At 69.5% G+C, this 16869-nt stretch carries 15 protein-coding genes and 1 tRNA gene; 9 read left to right on the forward strand and 7 right to left on the reverse strand.

Annotated elements, in window-relative coordinates; all coding sequences use genetic code 11:
• Positions 1–56: 56 nt before the first annotated feature.
• From G3W89_RS02240 to G3W89_RS02250, 3 genes are read left to right on the forward strand one after another with little or no spacing between them, the layout of a single operon-like run.
• On the forward strand, positions 57–2648 hold the full coding sequence (locus tag G3W89_RS02240; protein WP_232076277.1) for a ligase-associated DNA damage response DEXH box helicase: 2592 nt from the start codon (positions 57–59) through the stop codon (positions 2646–2648).
• A 46-nt stretch (positions 2649–2694) separates the two neighbouring features.
• Positions 2695–3363 carry a ligase-associated DNA damage response endonuclease PdeM gene (gene pdeM / locus G3W89_RS02245; RefSeq protein WP_162572575.1) on the forward strand — a complete coding sequence of 223 codons (669 nt, stop codon included), beginning with the start codon at positions 2695–2697 and terminating at the stop codon, positions 3361–3363.
• A gap of 12 nt (positions 3364–3375) precedes the next feature.
• On the forward strand, positions 3376–3960 hold the full coding sequence (locus G3W89_RS02250; protein WP_162572576.1) for a cyclic nucleotide-binding domain-containing protein: 585 nt from the start codon (positions 3376–3378) through the stop codon (positions 3958–3960).
• 34 nt (positions 3961–3994) lie between these two features.
• Here G3W89_RS02250 and G3W89_RS02255 read toward each other — a convergent pair whose 3' ends face one another.
• From G3W89_RS02255 to G3W89_RS02265, 3 genes are read right to left on the reverse strand one after another with little or no spacing between them, the layout of a single operon-like run.
• Positions 3995–4522, reverse strand: coding sequence for a TPM domain-containing protein (locus G3W89_RS02255; protein ID WP_162572577.1), 528 nt, complete (start codon positions 4520–4522; stop codon positions 3995–3997).
• A gap of 2 nt (positions 4523–4524) precedes the next feature.
• Entirely contained in the window at positions 4525–5463 is a 939-nt protein-coding gene (locus G3W89_RS02260; RefSeq protein ID WP_162572578.1) for a TPM domain-containing protein, read from the reverse strand.
• A 6-nt stretch (positions 5464–5469) separates the two neighbouring features.
• Entirely contained in the window at positions 5470–6084 is a 615-nt protein-coding gene (locus G3W89_RS02265) for a LemA family protein (protein WP_174258228.1), read from the reverse strand.
• A 51-nt stretch (positions 6085–6135) separates the two neighbouring features.
• Here G3W89_RS02265 and G3W89_RS02270 point away from each other — a divergent pair, with 51 nt between their 5' ends.
• The 4 genes from G3W89_RS02270 to G3W89_RS02285 all read left to right on the forward strand — a co-directional run bounded on the left by G3W89_RS02270 (position 6136) and on the right by G3W89_RS02285 (position 9114).
• Complete coding sequence (locus G3W89_RS02270) at positions 6136–6915, forward strand: hypothetical protein (protein ID WP_162572579.1); 780 nt, start codon at positions 6136–6138, stop codon at positions 6913–6915.
• Positions 6916–7015: 100 nt separating this feature from the next.
• A complete protein-coding gene (locus G3W89_RS02275; RefSeq protein WP_162572580.1) occupies positions 7016–7465 on the forward strand; it encodes a YybH family protein in 450 nt (149 codons plus the stop codon).
• 5 nt (positions 7466–7470) lie between these two features.
• The gene (locus tag G3W89_RS02280) at positions 7471–8523 is read left to right on the forward strand and encodes a YheT family hydrolase (RefSeq protein ID WP_162577287.1); all 1053 of its coding nucleotides are present in this window, start codon (positions 7471–7473) and stop codon (positions 8521–8523) included.
• A 51-nt stretch (positions 8524–8574) separates the two neighbouring features.
• Positions 8575–9114 carry a DUF2946 family protein gene (locus tag G3W89_RS02285; RefSeq protein WP_162572581.1) on the forward strand — a complete coding sequence of 180 codons (540 nt, stop codon included), beginning with the start codon at positions 8575–8577 and terminating at the stop codon, positions 9112–9114.
• Positions 9115–9185: 71 nt separating this feature from the next.
• Here the strand turns inward: G3W89_RS02285 and G3W89_RS02290 are convergent, their stop codons facing one another.
• The 4 genes from G3W89_RS02290 to G3W89_RS02305 form a co-directional block, all read right to left on the reverse strand.
• Positions 9186–9806 (reverse strand): c-type cytochrome, encoded by a 621-nt coding sequence (locus G3W89_RS02290; protein WP_162572582.1) that lies wholly within the window; start codon positions 9804–9806, stop codon positions 9186–9188.
• 108 nt (positions 9807–9914) lie between these two features.
• A complete protein-coding gene (locus tag G3W89_RS02295) occupies positions 9915–11336 on the reverse strand; it encodes an efflux transporter outer membrane subunit (protein WP_162572583.1) in 1422 nt (473 codons plus the stop codon).
• A complete protein-coding gene (locus G3W89_RS02300; RefSeq protein WP_162572584.1) occupies positions 11329–14493 on the reverse strand; it encodes an efflux RND transporter permease subunit in 3165 nt (1054 codons plus the stop codon). Before G3W89_RS02300 ends, G3W89_RS02295 begins: the two co-directional genes overlap by 8 nt.
• Positions 14494–14506: 13 nt before the next feature.
• Positions 14507–15790: an efflux RND transporter periplasmic adaptor subunit gene (locus tag G3W89_RS02305; RefSeq protein WP_162572585.1), complete on the reverse strand. Its 1284-nt coding sequence runs from the start codon at positions 15788–15790 to the stop codon at positions 14507–14509.
• Between the two features lie 172 nt (positions 15791–15962).
• Between G3W89_RS02305 and G3W89_RS02310 the strand changes: the two genes are divergently transcribed.
• The gene (locus G3W89_RS02310; RefSeq protein WP_162572586.1) at positions 15963–16622 is read left to right on the forward strand and encodes a TetR family transcriptional regulator; all 660 of its coding nucleotides are present in this window, start codon (positions 15963–15965) and stop codon (positions 16620–16622) included.
• Positions 16623–16665: 43 nt separating this feature from the next.
• Positions 16666–16740: transfer RNA gene (locus G3W89_RS02315), tRNA-Arg, on the forward strand.
• Positions 16741–16869 lie beyond the last annotated feature (129 nt).

Raw genomic sequence — 16869 nt, forward strand, 5'->3', positions numbered from 1 at the left:
TCCCTCCGCTTCCGGGGGCGGGCAGGGGCGGGGGCACAGGGCGAAGGAGCAAGACCTTGAGCCGACTCGACGATTGGTTCGCGTCGCGCGGCTGGAAGGCCTTCGACTTTCAACGCCGCGTCTGGCAAGCCCTGGCCGAAGGGCGCTCCGGCCTGCTCCACGCCACCACGGGTGCCGGCAAGACCTACGCCGTCTGGCTCGGTGCGCTGCAGGCTTTCGCGACGAAGGACGCGAGCAAGTCGCCGCCGCCGCTCACCGTGCTGTGGCTGACGCCGATGCGCGCGCTGGCTGCCGATACCTTGCGCGCCTTGCAGCAGGCCCTCGAGGCCCTGCAGCCCGGCTGGAGCGCAGCTGCCCGCAGCGGCGACACCTCCTCGGCCGAGCGCAGCGCGCAGAACCTGCGCCTGCCGACCGTGCTGGTCACGACGCCCGAGAGCCTCGCTCTGCAGCTCGCGCGCGCCGATGCCAGGACGGTGCTGGGCTCGGTGCGCCTGGTCGTGGTCGACGAATGGCACGAGCTGCTGGGCAACAAGCGCGGCGTGCAGGTGCAGCTCGCGCTGGCACGGCTGCGCCGCTGGAATGCCGGCCTGTGCATCTGGGGCATGTCGGCCACGCTCGGCAATCTGCAGGACGCCATGCGCACGCTGCTGGCCGGCGGCGACGGTGTGCTGGTGCAGGGCGAGGTGCCCAAGCAGTTGCTCATCGACTCGCTGCTGCCCGGGCGCGCCGAGCGCTTTCCGTGGGGCGGGCACCTGGGGCTCACCATGCTGCCGCAGGTGGTGGGGGAGATCGCCGCCAGCGCGAGCACGCTGGTCTTCACCAACACGCGCTCCCAGTCCGAGATCTGGTACCAGGCCCTGCTCGAGGCGCGGCCCGAGTGGGCCGGGCAGATCGCGCTGCACCACGGCTCGCTGGACCGCGCGGTACGCGAGTGGGTGGAGCTGGGCCTGAAGTCCGGCGCGCTCAAGGCGGTGGTGTGCACCTCGAGCCTGGACCTGGGCGTGGACTTCCTGCCGGTCGAGCGCGTGTTGCAGATCGGCTCGGCCAAAGGCGTGGCGCGCCTGCTCCAGCGCGCGGGCCGTTCGGGCCACGCGCCGGGACGGCCGTCGCGCATCACCCTCGTGCCCACGCACAGCATCGAGATCGTGGAGGGTGCCGCCGTGCGCGACGCCGTGGCGCAGGGGCGCATCGAGGAGCGCCGATCCCCGGCGCAGCCGCTGGATGTGCTGGTGCAGCACCTGGTCACGGTCGCGCTCGGCGGCGGCTTCGTGCCCGACGACCTCTATGCGGAGGTGCGTGCCACCGTGGCCTATGCCGGGCTGTCCCGCGAGAGCTGGCAGTGGTGCCTGGATTTCGTGGCGCAGGGCGGGCCTTCGCTCGCGGCCTACCCCGACTACCGCCGCGCCGTGGCCGACGCGGAGGGCGTCTGGCGCGTGCCCGATACACGCCTGGCGCGCCGGCATCGCATGAACATCGGCACCATCGTCAGCGACGCCAGCATGGCCGTGCAGTACCTGCGCGGCACCAGGATCGGCAGCGTGGAGGAAAGCTTCGTCGCCCGCATGAAGCCGGGCGACTGCTTCCTCTTCGGCGGCCGGCTGCTGGAGCTGGTGCGGGTGCATGACATGACGGCCTGGGTGCGGCGCGCGAGCGGCCGCAAGCCCTCCGTGCCGCGATGGAACGGCGGGCGCATGCCGCTGACCAGCACCCTGGCCGATGCCGTCGTGCGGCAGCTGGCGCGGGCGAATGAAGGTCGCTACGACACGCCCGAGCTGCAATCCGTCCGGCCGCTGCTCGAGATCCAGCAGCGCTGGTCGGCCCTGCCCACGCCGGAGACGCTGCTGGCCGAGTTGCTGAAGACGCGCGAGGGCTGGCATCTCTTCCTGTATCCCTTTGCGGGGAGGTTGGTGCACCTGGGCCTGGCCAGTCTGCTGGCCTGGCGACTCGCGCAGCACCAGCCGCGTACCTTCTCGATCGCGGTGAACGACTACGGCTTCGAGCTGCTTTGCGCGGCCGATCCGGACTGGCCGGCGCTGCTGCCGCAGGTGCTGGCACCGGTGGACGAGACGGAGTTGCTGCACGAGGTGCTCGCCTCCCTCAACGCCACCGAGCTGGCCCGCCGGCGCTTTCGCGAGATCGCGCGCGTCTCCGGCCTGATCTTCCAGGGCTATCCCGGCGAGCGGCGCAGCAGCCGGCAGCTGCAGGCCTCCTCCTCGCTGTTCTACGAGGTGTTCCGCAAGTACGACCCCGCCAACCGCCTGCTGCAGCAGGCCGAGGAGGAACTGCTCGCGCAGGAGCTGGAGATCGGGCGGCTGCGCGCGGCGCTGGCCCGCATGGCCTCGCAGCGGCTCGTGGTCCGGACGCTGCAGCGGCCCACGCCCTTCGCCTTTCCATTGATGGTGGAGCTGTTTCGCGAGAAGCTGTCGAACGAGAGCGCGGCCGAGCGTATCGCGCGCATGGTCGCGCAGCTGGAGCGGGCCGCGGGGGGCGCGGCCGAGGACGCAGACGCTGACCGGGTGCGCAGGACACTGGCCTTCGAGCGGCCGGTGGAGGACGCTCAGGCCGAGACCCGGCAAGGCGTGTCGCGCCGCAGTTCACGCCCGCGCGGAAAAATCCCGGAAGCGCGGAAGAGCGGAGGCGCGACGTGACAATTCGCAAGATTTTGCTGCGCGGCCTTCTGGGAAACTCGAACACGTGCATGCCGCTTCCTCCTCCTGCCGGCTCGACGTCGCCGGCGAATCCCTCGACCTTCTTCCAGAGCGAGCCCTCTGGTGGCCGGCCGCCGAGACGCTCTTCGTCGCCGATCTTCACCTGGGCAAGGCGGCCAGCTTCCGGGCACTGGGGCAACCGGTGCCGCACGGCACCACGGGGCAGAACCTTGCCCGCCTCGACCGCCTGATCGAGCAGCACCATCCGCGCGAGCTCGTCGTGCTCGGCGATTTCCTGCATGACGCTCAGGCGCGCACGCCGCAGCTGCTGGCGAGCCTCCAGGCCTGGCGCGAAGTGCACGCGGATCTTGGCTGCACGCTGGTGCGCGGCAACCACGACAGCCATGCCGGCGACCCGCCAGCGACGCTTCGCTTCGAGAGCGTCGACGAGCCCTACCTGAGCGGCCCCTTCGCCGCCTGTCACCACCCCCGGCCTCATCCGACGCACTTCGTCCTCGGTGGTCATCTCCATCCGGTCTGCAAGTTGCAGGGCAGTGCGCGCGACAGCCTGCGCATGCCCTGCTTCGTGCGCGAGGAAGGGCGCCTGATCCTGCCGGCCTTCGGCGAGTTCACCGGTGGCTGGCTGATGGAGCCCGTGCCTGGCCGGCGTTTCTATGGCATCGGCGGCGATGCCGTGTGGCCCTTGCCGATCTGAAGACTTCCACTCATGGCACAAGCACCCGAGCCTCCCCGGCGCAATGACCTGCGCGAACATGCCGTCGAACTGATGATGCAGGCCGCTCCGCTGGCTGGCATGAGCCGCGCCGAAGCGGAAGTCGTGGTCGACGCCATGAAGCCGGTGCATGTGCTGGCAGACACGCTGCTGTTCGAGGAGGGCGATGCGGCCGACAGCGACTATCTGGTGCTCGTGCTCGAAGGCCAGCTGCGGGCCGTGAACAGCTCCGGCATTCCCGATGGCGAAGTCGTGATCACGGTGGTCGGTGCCGGCAGCCTGTTGGGTGAGATGGGGGTGATCGACGGCGGGCCGCGCTCCGCCAGTTGCACGGCGCTCACGGACGTCAAGCTGGGCGTGCTCCCGCGCGCTTCGCTGCTGGCCCTGGTCGAGAGCCATCCGATGGTCGCGGCCCGCATGATGCTGGGCATCTCTACGATCCTTGTGGGGCGCCTGCGCGAAGGCAACCGCCGTTTGCGCACGCTGTCGCAGGTGTCGCGCGCGCTGCAGCTGGAGCTGGACGCGGTCCATGCGGTCAACCGGCGGCTGCTGGAGGAGCAGATCGGACGCGGCGCCTGAGCGGCGCGCGCGGGTAGCCCGATCCTTCTGCCTGCTACACCACCAGGACCGGTTCGTCGGGCAGCTCGTTGCGGTCGGGCGCTCCCTCGGCAAGCGGGAAGTGCGCCACCAGCAGCGCAGACACTTCTTCCAGCGCCTGCGTGAGCCCGTCCTCGAAGCGGCCTTCCCGGAACGCGGACGCCATTCGCCTGGCCATTGCAGCCCATTCTTCCGCGCTCACGTGGGCATCGATGCCTCGGTCGGCCACGATCTCGATCGCGTGCTCGGCCAGCAGCAGATAGATGAGCACGCCGTTGTTTTCCGCGGTGTCCCATACGCGCAGCTTGCCGAACAGGGTAATCGCGCGCTCGCGCGCAGGTGCGCCGCGCTGGATGTACGACCACGGCAGACCGGCCTCGATGCAGATTCGCACCTCGCCGCGATGCCGGCGCTCGCTGGCCGCGACCCTCGCCTTCAGGCGTTCCAGGGTCTCGGCGGGCAGCACGCGCCGCACATCGGCCTCGTCGGTCCAGCGATGGCGCCAGAGCCGCCGGAGCGTGGAAGGAAGGGATTGCGTGGCCATCGCTACCAGTCCCCCGACGCGCCGCCGCCGCCGAAATCGCCGCCACCGCCCGAGCTGAAGCCACCGCCGGACGAGGATCCGCCGCCCCAGCCGCCACCCCCCAGGCCGCCGCCAAGCCCACCGAGGCCCGGCCCCCAACCGCCGCGGCGACCGCCGCGCCGCCCGGCGCCCGCGCCGAAGGCGCTCGACAGCAAGGTGAAGAGCAGCGCTGCGAGCCCCGCCAGCACGGCGATCACCAGGCTCGCGGTCAGCATCATCACCACCACGCCCGCCACGCCGCCCAGCGCCACCGGCCCCAGCACCTTGCCGAGGATGGCGCGCGCAATCGGCGCGCCGATCAGCACGCCGAAGAACAGGAAGACGGCCAGGTCGCCCCAGTCGAAGCCGGGCTCCTCCTGCGCACCGCCGAAGTCACCGCTCCTGGCATCCACCTCCGGCAGCGGCTCGCCCTTGACGCGCGCGATCAGCTGGTCGGCCGCGGCGTCGAGTCCGCCGGCGAAATCGTTCTCGCGAAAGCGTGGCTTCATCGCGAGGTCGATGATGCGTGCCGCCGCGATGTCGGGCACCGCGCCTTCGAGCGTCTTCGCAACTTCGATGCGCATCTTGCGGTCGTTCTTGGCGACGACGACGAGGATGCCGTCGCCAACCTCCTTGCGGCCGATTTTCCAGGCGTTGCCCACGCGGTTGGCGTAGCTCGCGATGTCCTCGGGTGCCGTGGTCGGGACCATCAGCATCACGATCTGCGAGCCCTTCTCCTGCTCGAAGGCGGCCAGCTTGGCTTCGAGTGCCTGGCGCTTTGCAGCGTCGAGCGTGCCGGTCTGGTCGATGACCCGTGCGCTTGGCGGTGGAACCGGCAGCAGGTCTTGCGCGTGCACGCCCGCGAACGCGACGGCCAGCAGGAAGAGTGCTGCCAGCGCGCGCCGGATGCGGGCGGCCATCATCGAGGCTTACTTCTTCGGCTGTTGCTGCTGCTGGCCGAAGTCGACCGTCGGCGGGGTGGAGATCTGGGCCTCGTTCTGCACGCTGAAGTTGGCCTTGGGGTCGTAGCTGAAGATCTTGGCCGTGAGGTTGGTGGGAAAGCTGCGCGCGAGCACGTTGTACTCCTGCACGGTCTGGATGTAGCGATTGCGCGCCACGGTGATGCGGTTCTCGGTTCCCTCCAGCGTCACGCGCAGGTCGCGGAAGGCCTGGTTGGCCTTGAGGTTGGGGTACTGCTCGGCCACCACCATCAGGCGCGACAGGGCGCTGGAGAGCTCGCCCTGCGCCTGCTGGAAGCGGTTGAACGCCTCCGGGTTGTTGAGCGTCTCGGGCGTGACCTGGATCGAGGTGGCCTTGGCCCGCGCCTCGATCACCTTGGTCAGCGTCTCCTGTTCGAAGTTGGCTTCGCCCTTGACCGTGGCCACGATGTTGGGCACGAGATCGGCGCGGCGCTGGTACTGGTTGAGCACCTCGCTCCAGGCCGATTTGCTCGCCTCGTCGAGGCGCTGGAAGTCGTTGTAGCCGCAGCCTGCGAGCGACAGCGTCGCAAGGAGGATCAGGAGCCAGCGTTGGATGCTCACCATATCGAAGCCCTCTTCGTCGTTCGTGCGAAACGGCGAAGGTAGCATAGGCTGATGGTGGTCGATTCTCTTCAGGCATTGCAGGCCGCGAACCGCAAGCCGCCGCCGCTGCGCCGGGACGAGGGCACGCTGCTGATCGCCGGCGCCACCGGAGCGCTGGGCCAGGAGCTGGTCCGGCGGCTCGCCGGCCGGCATCGCTTCGAGCACACGCGCGTGCTGGTGCGCGAGCCGATCCGCGCCGGGCTGCGCGGTGTCGAGACCGTGCTGGCGCCCGGCCCCGACATCGCGCACTGGCCGCGCACCGCGGCCGACGCGGCGCTGGTCCTGTTCGAACCGCCGCGCCTCTACTACGACCGCGAACGCGCGCTATGGACGCCCGAGCCGGCACAGTTGCCTGCACTCGCGGCCTGGCTGAAGGCCTGCGGCGTGCGCACGCTGGCCGTCGTGCAGCCGCACGACCAGGGCCGGCTGCCGGAGGCGCTCAAGCGCGGGCTGGCCAGCCTCGACGAGGAGGCAGTCGTGGCCCAGGGCTTCGAGCGCGTGATCATCGTGCGCACGGCGCGCAAGCCCGCTGCGGCGCGCTTCGGCAATCCGGCCGAGCGGCTGGCGGCCTGGATGCTGTCGGTCGCACGCTTCATGGTGCCGGCCAGCGAGCAGCCGGTGCGCGCCGGCAAGGTCGCGGAGCTGGTCGAAGTGGCACTGCGCATCGCGCCGCCGGGCGTGCACGTGGCCGCGCCCGAGCTGGTGTGGCAGGCGGCCCAGGGCGAGCTGCAGGCAGTGGCCGAGGGCTGGCTGCTCGCTGCGCTCGGGGAGGTCCGCAGCGTGGAGGCGTGAACGAGCGACCCATTCCGGGCTCACTCTGGCCCTGCGGCGCGCGGGCGAGCGATGCGCGCCAAGCGTCCGAGGCAAAATCGCCACTCCAGTCTCAGTCACCATGTCCAAGCCCAAACTCCGCGCCGCCGCCGTGGCCGGCACCGCAGACGATACCGAGGCGATCTTTTACGAGGCGCTGCAGCGCGGCGACATCGACGCCCTGATGGCCTGCTGGGCCGACGAGGACGAGGTGTTCTGCGTGCATCCCGGCGGCCCGCGCCTCGTGGGCGCCGGCGCGATCCGCGCGGCTTTCGAACAGATGTTCGCCAACGGCGCGATCCATGCCACGCCGGCCCATGTGCGCAGGGTGGAGTCGCTGGCGAGTGCGGTGCACAACGTGCTGGAGCGCATCGAGGTGCTGACGGCCGAGGGACCGCGCCATGCCTTCGTGCTGGCCACCAACGTCTATCACAAGACCGCGCAGGGCTGGCGCATGGTCGCCCACCATGCGAGCCCGGGCATGGTTCATGCGCCCGAGGAGGCCGACGAGATCCCGCCGGTTCTTCACTGATGCTGATGCAGTATGTGGCCCCGCGCTGGCTGCCGGGCGGCAACCTCCAGACCATCTGGCCCGCGCTCTGGGCGCGTCGCGTCGAGGCGCCGCTGCCGGCTTACCGCCGCGAGCGCTGGACCGCGCCGGACGGCGACTTCATCGACGTCGACTTCCTCGCGGCGCAAGGGCCCGCGCCGCGGCCGCTGCTGGTGCTCTTCCATGGGCTCGAGGGCTCCTCGAGGAGCCACTATGCGGAGGCCTTCGCGGCCCATGCACTGGCGCGCGGCTGGGACTACGCGGTGCCGCATTTCCGCGGCTGCAGCGGCGAGATCAATCTCGCGCCGCGGGCCTACCACTCGGGGGACTACGAGGAGGTGGGCTGGATTCTTGCGCGCCTGCGTGAGCGGCAGGTCGGACCCGAGCGCGGCGCCGGGCTGCCCCAGGTAAGCGAGCGCGCCCTTGGGGGGCAGCGAGGACACGAGGTGCCGAGCGTTGGGGCACCCATCTTTGCGGCGGGCGTCTCGCTGGGCGGCAACGCCCTGCTCCGCTGGGTCGAGGAGGCGGGGGCGGAAGCGTCGAAGGTCGTCAGTGCGGTCGCCTCGATCAGCGCGCCGCTGGACCTCGCGGCCGGCGGCGCCGCAATCGGGCAAGGTTTCAACCGGCTGGTCTACACGCGCATGTTCCTCGCCAGCATGAAGCCCAAGGCGCTGGCCAAGCTGGCCCAGCACCCGGGCCTGTTCGACCGCGAGGCGTTGATGGCCGCAGCCGACCTGCGTGCCTTCGACAACGTCTTCACCGCGCCGCTGCACGGCTTTCGCGACACCGACGATTACTGGCGGCGCGCCTCCGCCAAGCCGCACCTGGGCGCGATCCGCATCCCGGCGCTGATCGTGAACGCGACGAACGATCCCTTCGTCCCGGCCGCCAGCCTGCCGCGTCCCGAGGAGGCGGGCCGCCATGTCACGCTATGGCAACCGGCACATGGGGGGCATGTGGGCTTTCCGATGGGGCCGCCGCCGGGTCATGTACGCGGCCTGCCTGAACGGGTCGGCGACTGGCTCGCGCAGTACCTCTGACGCGGCTTCGTCCGATGGCGCGGCGGCACCATCCGCGCCAGAATCGGCACCATGGACGACATCGTCAAACAGGCGCTCGCCAAATGGCCCAACGTGCCGCACTGCTATGGCTGGCTCGGCCTCGACGCACGCGGCAACTGGTACATGCGGGACGACCGAACGCAGGCCGCGGGGCCCTTCCCGACGGCCAAGGGCTCGCTGCTGAAGCACGAGAAGTTGATCGACTTCATCCAGCGCAACTACGAGCACGACGAGCGCGGCCAGTGGTTTTTCCAGAACGGGCCGCAGCGCGTCTATGTGGAGCTGGAGGCCGCGCCGTGGGTGTGGCGGATCGGCGAGGATTTCAGCGTGCGATCGCAAGCGGGCGATCGGGTCGAGCCTTCGGCCTGTCTGGTCGACGAGGAGGGCCGGCTCTACCTGGCCACGCCGATCGGGCTGGGCCTGGTGCACACGCAAGACATGGGGTTTGCGGCCGACGCGGTCGAGCAGGGGCGCTGGGTGCCGGAGGACGTGCGTGCCGCGGACCTGCCGGGGCGCTACGGGCATGTCATGAGCCCGGCGGCGACCGCGCCTGTCCAGCCAGCGCACTGAGAGGCCGAACGCCGGCGCGTCAAAAAAAAGAGCCCGCATGCGGGCTCTTTTTGCGAGGCACGAGGACCTGCTTACTGCTTGGCGGGTTCCGAGGCCGGCGCCGCAGCCGCATTCTCAGCTGCGCCCTCCTGGGCACCCGCGGCAGCCGGTCGGTCGGGCACCGGGAACTTGGCGCCGCCGGCATTGGCCATGTAGACCACCGCACGGCCGATCTCGGTGTCCTCGAAGTCGCCGCCGCCCTGGGGGGGCATGGCACCCTTGCCCTTGAGCGCGTGTTCCAGCAGGGTTTCGTAGCCTTGTCCGATGCGCGGCCCCCAGGCCGCGGCGTCGTTGAAGTGCGGGGCGCCCGGGATGCCGGGGGCGCCATGGCAGGCCACGCACTGTGCCTTGAACACCGCCTCGCCGGTGGCCAGCGCGCGGTTGGCGTCGCGGATCTCGATCGAGCCGACCTTCTTGAGGCGATCGGCGAGTTCCCGGTCGCGCTCTTCCTTCGTCACGCCATAGAGGGCCATGCCCGAGCCCTGCACCTCCCCCGAGGGGTGGTTGGCGGAGGTCACATACGAGACCAGGCCGACGATGATCAGGATCGGCGCAATGAAGGAGAAGAAGACTGCCAGCAGCAGTTGCTTTGGGTTCTTGATCGGGCCGGTGTGGGCATCTTCTGTGGCCTGGTAGTGCGCGTCGTCGCTCATTGGGTCCTCAGTGTGGGGGCTCGTCGGGCTTTTTGTAATCAACCGCGGATTATAGAGAGGCGTTCGAAGGCGCCCGAAGGCGCGCCCTCTGGCGGTTCCCTCCGGGCTTCAGCGCGTGGCCCATCCGCCGCCCAGCGTCTTGTACAGCACCACCTGGTTCTGCAACTGCGCGAGCTGGATCTGTACGGCGGCCAGTTGCGCGCCGTAGAGCGAGCGTTGCGCGTCGAGCAGTTCCAGCGCGCTGGCGACGCCGTTGCGGTAGCGCAGGTCCGAAAGCCTGAAGCGCACCGATTCGGCTTCCGTCTGCGCGCGCAGCGCGCGCAGCTGCTCGCCCAGCGTCGCGCGGCCTGCGAGCGCGTCGGCGACCTCGCGGAAAGCGGTCTGGATCGACTTCTCGTATTGCGCCACTGCGATGTCGCGGCCGGCCCTGGCCGCATCCAGCCCGGCCTGGTTTCGGCCGGCGTCGAAGATCGGCAGCGTCACCTGCGGAGAGAAGGCCCAGGCCTTGGTTCCGCGCTCGAACAGGTTCGAGAACTCGCTGCTGGCGGTGCCGATCGAGGTGGTCAGCGCCACGCGCGGAAAGAAGGCGGCCCGCGCCGCGCCGATGTTCGCGTTGGCCGCGATCAGCTGCTGCTCGGCCGCGCGGATATCGGGCCGTTCGCCCAGCAGATCGGAGGGCAGGCCGGCGGGCAGCTCCGCCATCGGCGCCACCGCATCCAGGCCGCGCGTACCGCCTTCGGTGGCCTGCGTCGGCACCGGCGCACCGAGCAACAGGGCCAGCGCGTTCTCGTCCTGCATGCGCAGGCGCTGCTGCTCCGCGTAGGAGGCACGTGCGCTCTCGGCCAGCGAATCGGCCAGCCGCAGGTCGATCTCCGAGACCACGCCGCTGTCGAAGCGCAGAAGGGTGAGCTTCTGCGATTCTTCACGGGTGGCCAGCGTCTGGCGCGTGAGTGCGAGCAGCTGGTCATCCGCGATCAACGTGAGCCAGCCGTTGGCCACTGCGCTGACCAGGCTGATCTGGGTGGCCTTGCGCGACTCCTCGGTGGCAAGGAATTGCGCCAGCGCCTGCTCCTTGAGGCTCGCGATGCGGCCGAAGAAGTCGAGCTCCCAGGCCGTGAGGCCGAGGTTGACCGAATACGTGGACGCGACGCTGCCGCCCAGGCCCGCTGCCTGCAGCGGGTTGGGGCTCGAGCGCGATCCGCTGGCCGCCAGCCCGAGCGCCGGGAATTGCGCCGAGCGCTGGATCTGGAACTGGGCGCGGGCCTGCTCGATGTTGGCGACCGCCACGCGCAGGTCGCGGTTGTTGGCAAGCGCCATTTCGATCAGCTGCGCCAGCCGAGGATCGGTGAAGTAGTCCTGCCAGGCCAGCGTGGAGACCGGCGACGCGCTGGTGGCTGTGGGCTGCGCGCCAGGATAGCTGGCCGGCACCGGCGCCGCGGGGCGCTCGTAGGTCGGGATCAGCGAGCAGCCGGCCAGGAGCAAGGCGGCTGCGCCGGCGAGGGCGGTGGAAGCGAAGTTCTTCTTAGTCATGGGCGGGGCTTTCTTCAATGCCTGCGGCCTGGGCGTGGCGGCGATCGGCCTCGCGCTGGCGCTCGCTGCCCCTGAAAAGGCTGCGCACCACCACGAAGAACACCGGCACGAAGATCACGGCGAGCGTTGTGCCGGTCACCATCCCTCCGATCACGCCGGTGCCGATCGCGCGCTGGCTTGCCGAGCCCGCGCCCGACGCCAGCACGAGCGGCAGCACGCCGAGCCCGAACGCCAGCGAGGTCATGATGATGGGCCGGAACCGCAGGTGGGCGGCCGCCAGTGCGGACTCGACCACGCCCTTGCCCTGCGCCTGCAGGTCCTTGGCGAACTCGATGATCAGGATCGCGTTCTTCGCCGACAGACCGATGATCGTGATCAGCCCGACCTGGAAGTACACGTCATTCGAATAGGCGCGCAGCAGGGTCGCGAGCAGCACGCCCAGCACCCCCAGCGGCACGACCAGGATCACCGCCAGCGGAATGGTCCAGCTCTCGTAGAGCGCGGCCAGGCACAGGAACACCGCGAGGATCGAGAAGGCATACAGCGCGATGGCCTGCGAGCCCGCGAGCTTTTCCTCGCGCGACTGGCCGGTCCACTCGTAGCCGAAGCCCGGGGGCAGTTGCGCGGCGAGCTTCTCCACCTCGGCCATCGCGGCGCCCGAGCTGTAGCCCGGGGCGGCCGAGCCCGAGATGCGGACGGCCGGGTAGCCGTTGTAGCGCACCGTCTGCTGCGCGCCGGTGATCCAGCGCGTGCTCGCGAATGACGAGAGCGGCACCGGTTCGCCCTTGCTGTTGCTCGCGTTGAGCCGGAGCAGATCGTCAGGTTGCATGCGCGCCGGCGCATCGGCCTGCACCACCACGCGCTGCAGGCGGCCCTGGTTCGGGAAGTCGTTGATGTAGCTGGAGCCCAGCGCCGTCGACAGCGTGCTGTTGATGGCATCGAAGCTCACGCCCAGCGCGTTCGCCTTGTCGCGGTCGATGTCGATCTGCAGCTGCGGCGCGTCTTCCAGGCCCTCGGGCCGCACCTGCGTCAGCAGCGGGCTCTTGCTGGCCATGCCCAGCAACTGGTTGCGTGCGTTGGTCAGTGCCTCGTGGCCGGCGCCGCCGCGGTCCTGCAGGCGGAAGCTGAAGCCGCTGGCGTTGCCCAGCTCGGGAATGGGCGGCGGCGACAGCGGATAGATGAAGGCATCGCGGATGCTCGACAGCGCCCCGAAGGCGCGGCCCGCCACCGCATCGGCCGCCTGGCCCGGCTCGTGACGCTGGGCCCAGTCCTTGAGCGTCACGAAGGCGAGGCCCGCGTTCTGGCCCTGCCCCGAGAAGCTGAAGCCGAGCACGCCGACGATGCTCTGCACCTCCGGTTGCTTCAGGATGTACTTCTCGACCTCCTGCATGACCGACAGCATGCGCTCCTGGGTTGCCCCCGGGGGCAATTGCACGTTGACGATGATGTAGCCCTGGTCCTCCTGCGGCAGGAAGGAGGTCGGCAGCTGCCGGTACACCAGGACCACCGCGCCGATGATGGCGGCGTAGATCACCAGGTAGCGCGCCGCGCGCTTGAGGATGCGCGCCACGAGACTCTCGTAGCCCTTGGCGGTGCGCGTGAAGCCGCGGTTGAACCAGCCGAAGAAGCCGCGCTTTTCGTGGTGGTGGCCGGCCTCCACCGGCTTCAGCAGCGTGGCGCACAGCGCGGGCGTGAGCGACAGCGCCATGAAGGCCGAGAAGCTGATCGACGCCACCATCACCGCCGAGAACTGGCGGTAGATGTTGCCGGTGGAGCCCGCGAAGAAAGCCAGCGGCACGAACACCGAGATCAGCACCACCGTCACGCCGATGATGGCGCCGGAGATCTGGCGCATTGCCTTTCGCGTGGCCTCGAGCGGAGAGAGCCCCTCCTCGCTCATGATGCGTTCGACGTTCTCCACGACCACGATGGCGTCGTCCACCACGATGCCGATCACCAGCACCATGCCGAACATGGTCAGCACGTTGATCGAGAAACCCAGCGCCAGCAGGACGCCGAAGGTGCCCAGCAGCGCGATCGGCACGACGATCGTCGGAATGAGCGTGTAGCGCCAGTTCTGCAGGAACAGGAACATCACCAGGAACACCAGCGCCACCGCTTCGAACAGCGTCTTCACCACCTCCGTGATGGAGATGTTGACGAAGCGCGAGCTGTCGTAGGGAATGCTCCACTTCACGCCTTGCGGGAAGAAGCGCTCGAGCTCGGCCATCTTGGCCCGGATCGCTTTCGCCGCGGCCAGCGCGTTGCCGCTGGGCGCGAGCTGCACGCCGACGCCGACGGCCTGCTGTCCGTTCAGGCGTGCCGAGGTCGCGTAGCCCTGCCCGCCGAGCTCGATGCGCGCCACGTCCTTGAGCCGCACGGTGGAGCCGTTGGTGTTCGCGCGCAGCACGATGTTGCCGAACTGCTCGGTGGTGGTGAGCTGTCCGTTGACCACCACGGTCGCCGCGATCGCCTGGCCGGGCACGTTGGGCAGGTCCCCGATGGTGCCGGAGGACACCTGCGCGTTCTGCGCGCGGATCGCCGCGTTGACGTCGGCGGCCGACAGGTTGTACCCCTGCAGCCTGGCGGGATCGATCCAGATGCGCATGGCGCGCTCGGTGCCGAACAGCTGCGCCTGGCCGATGCCGGCCACGCGCTGCAGCTCCGGCACGACATTGCGCGAGGCATAGTCGCCCAGCGCCGTCGTGTCGATCGCCGGGTTGTCGGACGACAGCATCGTGAACAGCAGGAAGTTGTTGCGCGACTTGTCCACGCGCACGCCCTGCTGCGTCACCGCTGCCGGCAGCCGGGGCGTGGCGCGCGACAGTCGGTTCTGCACGTCCACCTGCGCGAGGTCCGCGTTGGTGCCGGTCTCGAAGGTGATGGTGATGGTGCCCGTGCCGTCGGCCTGCGCCACCGATTCCATGTAGATGAGCCCGGGCGAGCCGTTCATCTCGCGCTCGATGACGGACAGCACGCTGTCCTCCAGCGTCTGGGCCGAAGCGCCGGGATAGGCGACATTGATGACGATGGCAGGCGGCGCCACCGGCGGGTACTGCGCGATCGGCAGCTGCGTGATCGCCACGCCGCCCACCACGATGACGAACAGCGCGATCACCCACGCGAAGATGGGGCGGTCGATGAAGAACTTTGCCATTCGGGCGCGCTCCTTACTGCTTCGCGGCCGGGGCCGGGGCAGCGTTGGCGGGCGGCGCAGCCGGGGCAGCGGCAGAGGCCGGTTCGGGCGCCTTCCACGGCACCGGCTTCACGGGCGCGCCGGGCGGCATCATCATCAGCTTCTGGAAGCCGTCGACCATGACCTGCTCGCCAGCCTTCAGGCCTTCGGTGACCACCCACTGGTTGTTCTGCGCGGCGGTGATCTTCACCGTGCGCTTGCTCAGCTTGCCGTCGGGGCCGACGACGGTCAGCGTGTCGCCCTGCTGGGTGCGCGTGACCGCCTGCTGCGGCACCGTGATCGCGTTGGTTGCCTGCGCCTGCTCCACCTTCACCCGAACGTAAAGGCCCGGCAGCAGTTCGCCCTTCGGGTTCGGCACCTCGGCGCGCAGCATGACTTGCCCCGTGGTCGCGTCCACCGTCAGATCCGAGAACAGCAGCTTGCCGGGCATCGCGTACTCGCTGCCACCTTCCAGCAGGATGCGCACGCTGGCCGCATCGCTGCCGCTCGCGCGCTTGAACTGGCCGGCGTCCATGGCGCGGCGCAGCTTGAGCACCTCGTTGGCCGACTGGGTGAAGTTCACGTAGACCGGGTCGATCTGCTGGATCACGGCCAGCGGCGTGGCGTCGCCCTGGCCGACCAGCGCGCCTTCGGTCACCAGTGCGCGGCCGATGCGGCCCGCGATCGGCGCGGTGACGCTCGCATAGCCGAGGTTGATCCTTGCCGTCTGCAGCTCGGCGCGCGCGACAGCGATGTCCGCCTCGGCAGTCTTGGCGGAGGCCACGGCATTCAGGTATTCCTGCTTGCTGACGGCGTTGGCCTCCACCAGCGGCTTGTAGCGCTCCGCCAGTGCCTTGGCCTGGACCGCGTTCGCCTCGGCGCGCGCCAGGCTCGCCTGGGCGCTCTGCTGCGTCGCGAGGTAGGGCGCCGGATCGATGCTGAACAGCGGCTGGCCGGCCTTCACGTCGCTGCCCTCGCGGAACAGCCGCTTCTGCAGGATGCCGGCGGCTCGGGCGCGCACCTCGGCCACGCGCGAGGCTTCGAGGCGACCCGGCAGCTCGGTGACCAGCCCGACATCGGTCGGCGTCGCCACCACCACGCCCACTTCGGGCGGGGGCGGAGCGCCGCCGGCGGCACCGCCTCCCGGGGCCCCTCCGGCCGGCGCCTCGCTCTTGCCACAGGCAGCGAGGGTCAGCACCGCGGCAGCTGCGATGGCAGCGAAGACGGTGCGACGCGGCATGGACAACAACGAATGACGCGAGACATGCAGAACGGGCATGCGATTCCTTTGAAGCAGGGACGGGGAACGGCGCGTGGTCGCGGCGGATGCCTATAGCACCACGGCGAGCTTGGCCATCGGGGAGGGGCCCGAGTTTACATACATTCGTGAATGTATAGTGGCAGTCTCACGCGGGTTCGATGTTTTACATGTTTCAAGAGAAGGGGGCAAAGTGGTCCGTCGTACCAAGGAAGAGGCACTGGCCACCCGGCATCGTCTGCTCGATGCCGCGGAGGTGCTGTTCCAGTCCCAGGGCGTATCGCGGACCACGCTGCAGCAGATCGCGCAGGAAGCCGGCGCCACCCGCGGTGCGATCTACTGGCATTTCAAGGACAAGCCCGACCTCTTCAACGCCATGATGGAGCGTGTCACCCTGCCGTTGGAGTCCGCCACGCGCGAAGCAAGCGCGGCCCACGAGGACCCGCTGGCGGCGATCGAGCAGGTGATGGTGCAGGCCCTGAACCTGATGGTCACCGACCCGCAGGCGCGCCGGGTCTTCGAGGTGGCTACGCTCAAGGTCGAGTACACGGACGAAATGGCACCGGTGCTGCAGCGCCATCGCAGCGCGCGCAACGAATGCGTGACCGATTTCGTCCACGCCCTGCAGCATGCTGCGAGCCGCGCGGGCATCGAACTGCCGATCCCGGTCAAGACCGCGGCGTACGGGCTCCACGCGGTGATCAGCGGTCTGATCCAGGACTGGCTGCTCGACCCCGGCGCCTTCGACCTCGTGCCGGCGGGACGGCATCTGTTCAACGTCTATCTGGCAGGGCTGGGATTCGAGCGCAGGGCGGCGGTGGTGGTGAAGGGGAACTGCAGGCAGCTTGCGTGATCAGTGATAATCATCGGCTTCGGGCTTTGGCCTGAAGCCTCCTCTCGCTGTATTTCAACGGATAGAATTCGGCCCTCCGAAGGCTGAGATCCAGGTTCGATTCCTGGCGGCGGGACCAATTCAAAGGCCGGAAGCATCAACATGCTTCCGGCCTTTTTCATTTCTCCCTCTGAGAAGGCCCTTTCATGGTCCGATTGAGTCCGATCCGCCAGGCCTGGCCCTGGCTCGCAGGTCGGATCCGCGCAGC

Origin of the sequence: Variovorax sp. PBL-H6, from assembly GCF_901827155.1 — a bacterium.
In the GTDB taxonomy this organism is placed as follows: Bacteria; Pseudomonadota; Gammaproteobacteria; order Burkholderiales; family Burkholderiaceae_C; genus Variovorax.